At 75.0% G+C, this 1,884-nt stretch carries 2 protein-coding genes; one reads left to right on the forward strand and one right to left on the reverse strand.

Translation table 11 applies throughout. The features are described from left to right. The coding region (locus NBX02_RS16225; RefSeq protein WP_250292045.1) for a protein kinase at positions 1–875 on the reverse strand (875 nt) is incomplete at its 3' end. Between the two features lie 313 nt (positions 876–1,188). Between NBX02_RS16225 and NBX02_RS16230 the strand changes: the two genes are divergently transcribed. Then, a partial coding sequence (locus tag NBX02_RS16230; RefSeq protein ID WP_250292047.1) for a peptidase E occupies positions 1,189–1,884 on the forward strand: 696 nt, incomplete at its 3' end.

The following is a 1,884-nucleotide window of genomic DNA, read 5'->3' on the forward strand; positions in this document are numbered from 1 at the left end:
GGCGGCGGTGTCCGCGGGGGCGGTGCCAGCGGGGGCGGTGTCCGCGGGGGCGGTGCCAGCGAGGGCGGCGCCAGCGAGGGCGGTGCCGTCGGGGGCGGTGCCGTCGGGGGCGGTGCCGTCGGGGGCGGTGTGGACAGCACCTCCTCACGCCACTTCCGGCCCAGCATCCGCACCGGCGCGGGGTTGCAGCTCCGGGCCAGCGCCGCGGCCAGCTCCGGTGCCGTCGGCCGGCGGCCCGGGTCGTCCACCAGAGCGGGCGCGACAGCGACGGCAACCGCGGCCGCGGCCGGCCCGGTGGTGTGCGGCATCGCCGCCAGCAGCAGGCCCGCGAGGTCACCGACGTCCACCGGCGGGGTGGTGGGCGGGCCGCTGAGGCCGACGATGCCCGTCCCCGCCAGCACCGGCCGGCCGTTCGGCTCGAGCAGGACGTCGGCAAGATCGAGCCGGCCGTGCACCACACCCGCGGCATGCGCCGCGGCCAGCGCCTGGGCCAGCGGCAGCCCGACCGTCACCACCTCACCGGGCTCCAGCCGCTCCCGGACGCCGAGCAGCCGGCCCAGGTTGACCGCCCCGTCGACCGGCTCCGACACCACCGCGATCCCCTCGGATGTCGCGATCACGTCGATGACCGGGACGAGATGTGGGTGATCGAGCTCGACCAGCAGGCGCGCCGACCTCATGGCGGCCTCGCGGCCGGCCGCGTCCGGGGGCAGCCTGACCCGCCGGACCGTGCACTCGGCCCCGGTGGCCACGACCCGGCCGGCCCACACGTCCCCGGCGCCGGCATCCCGGACCCGGGCGCGCAGCACCACCCCGGGCACGGGAGGATCGGCCGGGTTCTCCCGTCCACCCCGGGAACCGGCGGAATCGTACATTGAGGTCACAAAAAGTGACGGTAAGCCGAAAAAGCCATTCTGTGCAGCCCTCCCCGGCAAACTGTGGATAACTCGCGCCGCAATCAGGTCCGCAAACGGTCCGGGGTACGGTGACCGCGGCGTACAGCGGGCATGCCGCATACGGCACGAATACGGTAGAACACGCAGACGGCGGAAACATGCCCGGGTGGACGGAACAGCCGGCCCCGGATACGGACAGTCACGAACGGACGCGGACGCCGATGAGCACGGGCACGAACGGGCACAGCACGAAGGAGCACAGCACGAAGGGGCACAGCACGAGGGGCGGACGGTGAACATCCTCGCGACCAGCGGCGGCTTCCTGCCGGACGGACGCTGGGGAACCCGGGTCGGCCCGCTGATCCACCACGCGCTGCGCCTGGCCGGGCAGCCGGCCCGTCCGAAGCTGTGCCTGCTGGCCACCGCCGTCGGCGACGACCCGGCCGCCTACGCGCGCTACTACGCCGCGCTCGCCCGCGACACCCCGCAGGTGCGCGCCTCCCACCTCGCGCTGTTCCCGATGCCGAACGTCGCCGACATCCGCGCGCACCTGCTGGGCCAGGACGTGATCTGGGTGGGCGGCGGCAGCGTGGCGAACCTGCTCGCGGTGTGGCGCGTCCACGGCCTCGATGTGATCATGCGGGAGGCGTGGGAGGCGGGCGTGGTCCTCGGCGGGGTGTCCGCGGGATCGCTGTGCTGGCACGCGGGAGGCACCACCGACTCGTTCGGGCCGGACCTGCGGGCGGTCACCGACGGCCTCGGCCTGCTGCCGTTCAGCAACACCCCGCACTACGACTCGGAGCCGGGCCGGCGTCCGCTCTACCAGAAGCTGGTCGCGGACGGGACGCTGCCGGCCGGCTGGGCCACCGACGACGGGGCCGGCCTGCACTTCCGGGGGACCGAACTGGTGGAGGCCGTCGCCGACCGGCCGGGCGTGTACGCCTGGCGGATCCAGCGGATCCCGGGCGCGGCCGGCACAGCCGAGGCC

The sequence above is a fragment of the Protofrankia sp. CiP1_Cm_nod1 genome, from assembly GCF_920888515.1.
In the GTDB taxonomy this organism is placed as follows: Bacteria; Actinomycetota; Actinomycetes; order Frankiales; family Frankiaceae; genus Protofrankia.